Source organism: Streptomyces albidus (ex Kaewkla and Franco 2022), assembly GCF_013870515.1.
Lineage (GTDB): Bacteria > Actinomycetota > Actinomycetes > Streptomycetales > Streptomycetaceae > Streptomyces > Streptomyces albidus.
The window spans coordinates 1-4,035 of the sequence record NZ_JACBXA010000372.1; the positions used below are offsets into that span (position 1 = coordinate 1).

Sequence of the window (4,035 nt, forward strand, 5' to 3'; positions counted from 1 at the left end):
GCCACCGAGCCGGGCGACGGCGACGAGGAGAACGGCGACTCCACCACCCCGTCGGCCGCGGCGACAGAAGGCTCGCCGGCTTCGGGCTGACCCCCTGCACGCACTCGCCCGGGACGGTGGCGCACACTGTGAGCCATGGATCTTGGGCTGAAGAACCGCGTCTACGTCATCACCGGAGCCACCCGCGGGCTCGGCTTCGCGGCAGCGGAGCAACTCGTCGCCGACGGAGCCAAGGTGGTCGTCTCAGGCCGTACGGATGAGGCCGCCACCGAAGCCGCCGCTCAGCTCGGTGCCGGTTCGGCCGTCGGCATCGGCGCCGACAACGCCTCACCGGAGACCGCCGCCCGTCTCATCGAGACGGCGAAGTCCCGCTTCGGGCGCTTCGACGGCGTACTGATCAGCGTCGGCGGCCCCCCGGCGGGCGTACCGGCTCACGAACTCACCGAAGAGCAGTGGCAGTCCGCCTTCGAGACGGTCTTCCTCGGCGCGGTACGGCTTGCCCGTACGGCTGTCGGGGAGCTCGGCGAAGGGGGCGTCATCGCCTTCGTGCTCTCCGGTTCGGTGCACGAGCCGATCCCGGGCCTCACGCTCTCCAACGGGCTGCGCCCCGGCCTGGCGGGCTTCGCCAAGTCGCTCGCGAACGAGACGGGGCCGCACGGAATCCGCGTCGTCGGACTCCTGCCGGGACGGATCGCGACCGAGCGGCTGCGCTACCTCGACTCGCTCTCGGGAGACGCCGACGCCGCGAGGCAGCGCAACGAGGCCGTGATTCCGCTGCGCCGCTACGGGACGCCCGAGGAGTTCGGCCGCACAGCGGCGTTCGTCCTCTCCCCCGCCGCTTCGTACCTCACCGGTGTGATGCTGCCGGTCGACGGAGGTTCACGGCACGGCTTCTGACGTCAGAGCACCCGTTCCGGGCGGTGCTTGGCCGCGCGGAACCGCACCTCGGCCGGGAGCTTCTCCAGCGCCACCGACTCGCGTGCGTGTTCCAGCGCCTCGTCGGTGATGCGGGTGAGCACCGGCCCCGGAGCGGCGTGCGCCGACAGCGTCACGCCCATCACCGCTCCCGGAGTCGTGCGCCGACCGGTCAGCCGCACCGCCGCCTTGTCGACGCCCTGCAATGAGGCGGTCTCGGCCTCCAGCACGTTCTCCAGCGCCTTGCCGCGCAGCAGGGCACCCTCGCCGTCCCCGCTCTCGACCAGGACCTCGCCGAGCCTGCGCCGCCGCAGCTGTGCCAGCAGCCACCACAGCAGGACGATCACCAGCACCGCGAGCACTCCGATGACGACCGGCCACCACCAGCTCTCCGAACGCCACCTGGTGCGGTCCGCGTCCGAGAGGATCACGTCGTGGGGCGAGGTCCAGGGCCAGTCCGAGGGCAGCGAGAAGTTCCAGCGCCGCGGCAGGTCGAATCCGGCTGTGAGCATCGCCAGCCCCAGAGCGAGCAGCAGCAGGCCGATCAGTGTGAGCAGGACCCGGTTGACGGCCCGCAGGATCACACCCATGCCGGTCACCGCTTCTTCGGGCGTCGTACGTGTACGGACAGGGACGGGCGGCGGGCGAGGCCGAGCTGGCGGATGCCGTCTCCCAGCGTGGAGTCGAGGTCGCCGCGCACCTCGTGCAGATCCCTGAAGTGGGCCTGGGCGTGCGCCCGGATCTTCCGGCGTCCCACCGCGACGCGCACCGACTGGACTCCCGAGACCTGCATGGCGCGGTCCCGCAGCACCAGCCCGGCTGCCGAGCGCTCCAGCCCGGCCCGTACCGTCGCGGTCTCGCGGCGCATCGGCAGCAGTCCGCGCTCGCCGGGCGTCACCGCCAGAGCGATCAGCCACACTCCCAGCAACGTGACGACGCAGGCGGACGCGAGCACCTTGGGGTCGTTCAGCGCTGTGGCCGCCATCTCGTTCGCGAGGGTGCGGCGCCATGCCATGGCGGGATCCCCTGCCCGTACGGATGCCACGTCGTAGAGAAGGATCGCGGCGACACCGAGCAGCACGAGGGCGACGATCCCCGCGGGCACTCGCCGGAGCGACCAGAAGCGACCGTTGCGGCCGCCGCCTCCCCCGTGGGCACCCGGGTCGTAGTCGGCGGCCGAGGCGGACTGTTCGAGGTGGCCCCCGCCGCCACTCGCGCCCGCCCCCTGCTCCTTCTCCAACGTCGGCATCCGCTGAGTGCTGTCGTCGCTCACCGGGCCCTCCCGGTTCTCTCGATGTCCAGCTGCTCGGAGTGCAGCCACCCCACGCCCACGGTCACTTCCGGCACGTCCATGCCGACCAATTCCTTTACCCGTGCGGCGACTTGCCGGCGCACAGCAGCACACTGCGCACCGATGTCGGAAGGGTAGCCCAGCTCGACGACCACCCGGACCCTGGCGGTCCGTTCATGGATGGTGACAGTCGCGCGGGGCGGGCGGAGAGGTCCGCGTGGCACTTTGAAGGAGGCGGGTACGGTGCGCAGCGCTTCGCGCGCGGCCTGCGCCGCGACCTTGGCCACGACCCGCTCGACGATTGTGGTCTCGCCCTTCTCGGGTTCGACCACCTCCGTTGCGGTCACTCCCTCACCTCGTCACCGGCGCCGGCTGTCGTCGCGGATGCGGAAGAAGTCCTCTGCCCGCAGGTCCCCGTCCAGGAAGCGGCCCGCGACGAAGCCGACACCTCCCAGCGCCGCCACCAGCAGGAAGGCTCCGAACCCGCCGAAGTATCCGGCGAAGCCCAGGGCCATCCCTGCGATCAAGCCGATCACGGCCATGCTCATCGTGCGCTCCTTGGCTCGGTGCACATGTGTGGCGCCCCTGTCGTGAGTCGTCCGTCAGGCCGGTCGTACGTGCGCGGCGGTGCTACCGCAGTCGCGACTCTTCCTCTTCCGCCTCCTCGGGAAGCTTCACGTCGCTGACCGCGATATTGACCTCCACGACCTCGAGGCCGGTCATCCTCTCCACTCCGGAGATGACGTTCTCCCGTACGGAACGGGCGACATCGGCGATGGCGACGCCGTACTCGACGACGATCTCCAGATCCAGTGCGGTCTGGATGTCACCGACCTCGGCGCTCACGCCGCGGGAAGGGGACTTTCCGCTGCCCACCGGGACCCGCTCGCGCATCGCCCCGAACGTACGGGCGATGCCGCCGCCGAGGTCGTACACGCCGGGCACCTCGCGAGCGGACATGCCCGCGATCTTCTCGACGACGCCGTCGGCGATGGTGGTGCGCCCGCGGCTGCCCTGGTCACGGCTGGAGCGGCGTTCGCCCGCACCGTTGCCGGATGCTGTACGTGAGCCCTGTCCGGAAGCTTCGAATCGGTTGCCGGCCTTGGTGTCAGGCATCCTCTTCACCCCTTTCCGAGAGGCGACAGCGAAATGCTGCCCTCATGCCAGATTAAATGTCTTTGCACCAATTTGCCGCGTGGCCAATCTGCCGTCCGGCGCACGCACTCCTGTGGCGCCGCATGCGCGAAACTGCGGGAACGAACACGGAGCGCACACGTACTGACGCAGGGAGTAGACGATGGCGGCTGACCGGTGGGCACAGGCACTGCGGCACCAGCTCGGCCTCGGCCGGCTGCTGCCCCTGGGGGACGCGGCGGACGCGGCCTGGCTGATGGAGAGCGCCGCGGTGACGAAGCTGCGCGAGGCCGCCTCGCGGGAGGTCCCGCAGGTACGGCTCGGCCGCATGCGCATCTCCCCCTCCGCTGCGGAGGGGGCCGCTTCATCGGTGGTCCCGCTTCCCCCGTCCGGGTTGCCGCCGGGCCCGCTGGAGGTGGAAGCCGACTTCGCGGCGACGGCGGACACGCCGCTCGCGAGCGTCGGAGAGCAGTTGCGCACCGCCCTGCTCACAGCAGCCGAGCAGGAGTTGGGGCTGCGGATGGCGACGGTGGATCTACGTGTGACGGATCTGCTCGACCGTCCGGCCGACGATGCGGGTGGCGCGGACCCCGCAGCCGCAGGCGACGGCCGGCCCGAGGAGGCCGCCCACGCCACGGGTCACGAAGAAGCCCGGCAGGCCCAGGAGGAGGAACACCCGCCCGCTCCGGCCGACC

General features: G+C 71.0%; 7 protein-coding genes. 2 read left to right on the top strand and 5 right to left on the bottom strand.

The features are described 5' to 3' along the window. The first annotated feature begins 135 nt into the window (after positions 1-135). Positions 136-897 (top strand): SDR family oxidoreductase, encoded by a 762-nt coding sequence (locus H5J26_RS29035; protein WP_181768946.1) that lies wholly within the window; start codon positions 136-138, stop codon positions 895-897. A 2-nt stretch (positions 898-899) separates the two neighbouring features. Here the strand turns inward: H5J26_RS29035 and amaP are convergent, their stop codons facing one another. The 5 genes from amaP to H5J26_RS29060 all read right to left on the bottom strand — a co-directional run bounded on the left by amaP (position 900) and on the right by H5J26_RS29060 (position 3,322). Continuing rightward, positions 900-1,505 carry an alkaline shock response membrane anchor protein AmaP gene (gene amaP, locus H5J26_RS29040; protein WP_181768947.1) on the bottom strand — a complete coding sequence of 202 codons (606 nt, stop codon included), beginning with the start codon at positions 1,503-1,505 and terminating at the stop codon, positions 900-902. Between the two features lie 5 nt (positions 1,506-1,510). Next, a complete protein-coding gene (locus H5J26_RS29045; protein ID WP_181768952.1) occupies positions 1,511-2,164 on the bottom strand; it encodes a DUF6286 domain-containing protein in 654 nt (217 codons plus the stop codon). Between the two features lie 20 nt (positions 2,165-2,184). After that, positions 2,185-2,553: an Asp23/Gls24 family envelope stress response protein gene (locus tag H5J26_RS29050; protein ID WP_181768948.1), complete on the bottom strand. Its 369-nt coding sequence runs from the start codon at positions 2,551-2,553 to the stop codon at positions 2,185-2,187. Between the two features lie 12 nt (positions 2,554-2,565). Beyond that, positions 2,566-2,754, bottom strand: coding sequence for a hypothetical protein (locus H5J26_RS29055; protein WP_181768949.1), 189 nt, complete (start codon positions 2,752-2,754; stop codon positions 2,566-2,568). 82 nt (positions 2,755-2,836) lie between these two features. Next, entirely contained in the window at positions 2,837-3,322 is a 486-nt protein-coding gene (locus H5J26_RS29060; RefSeq protein WP_181768950.1) for an Asp23/Gls24 family envelope stress response protein, read from the bottom strand. A gap of 181 nt (positions 3,323-3,503) precedes the next feature. Here H5J26_RS29060 and H5J26_RS29065 point away from each other — a divergent pair. Then, positions 3,504-4,035: nucleopolyhedrovirus P10 family protein (locus tag H5J26_RS29065; protein WP_181768951.1), on the top strand; the 532-nt coding region annotated here is incomplete at its 3' end.

What these genes read in the sequence shown, in the direction of transcription:
- H5J26_RS29045 (WP_181768952.1), bottom strand. Translation starts at nt 2,164, where the DNA reads ATGCCGACGTTGGAGAAGGAGCAGGGGGCGGGCGCGAGTGGCGGCGGG.
- amaP (WP_181768947.1), bottom strand. Translation starts at nt 1,505, where the DNA reads ATGGGTGTGATCCTGCGGGCCGTCAACCGGGTCCTGCTCACACTGATC.
- H5J26_RS29060 (WP_181768950.1), bottom strand. Translation starts at nt 3,322, where the DNA reads ATGCCTGACACCAAGGCCGGCAACCGATTCGAAGCTTCCGGACAGGGC.
- H5J26_RS29055 (WP_181768949.1), bottom strand. Translation starts at nt 2,754, where the DNA reads ATGAGCATGGCCGTGATCGGCTTGATCGCAGGGATGGCCCTGGGCTTC.
- H5J26_RS29035 (WP_181768946.1), top strand. Translation starts at nt 136, where the DNA reads ATGGATCTTGGGCTGAAGAACCGCGTCTACGTCATCACCGGAGCCACC.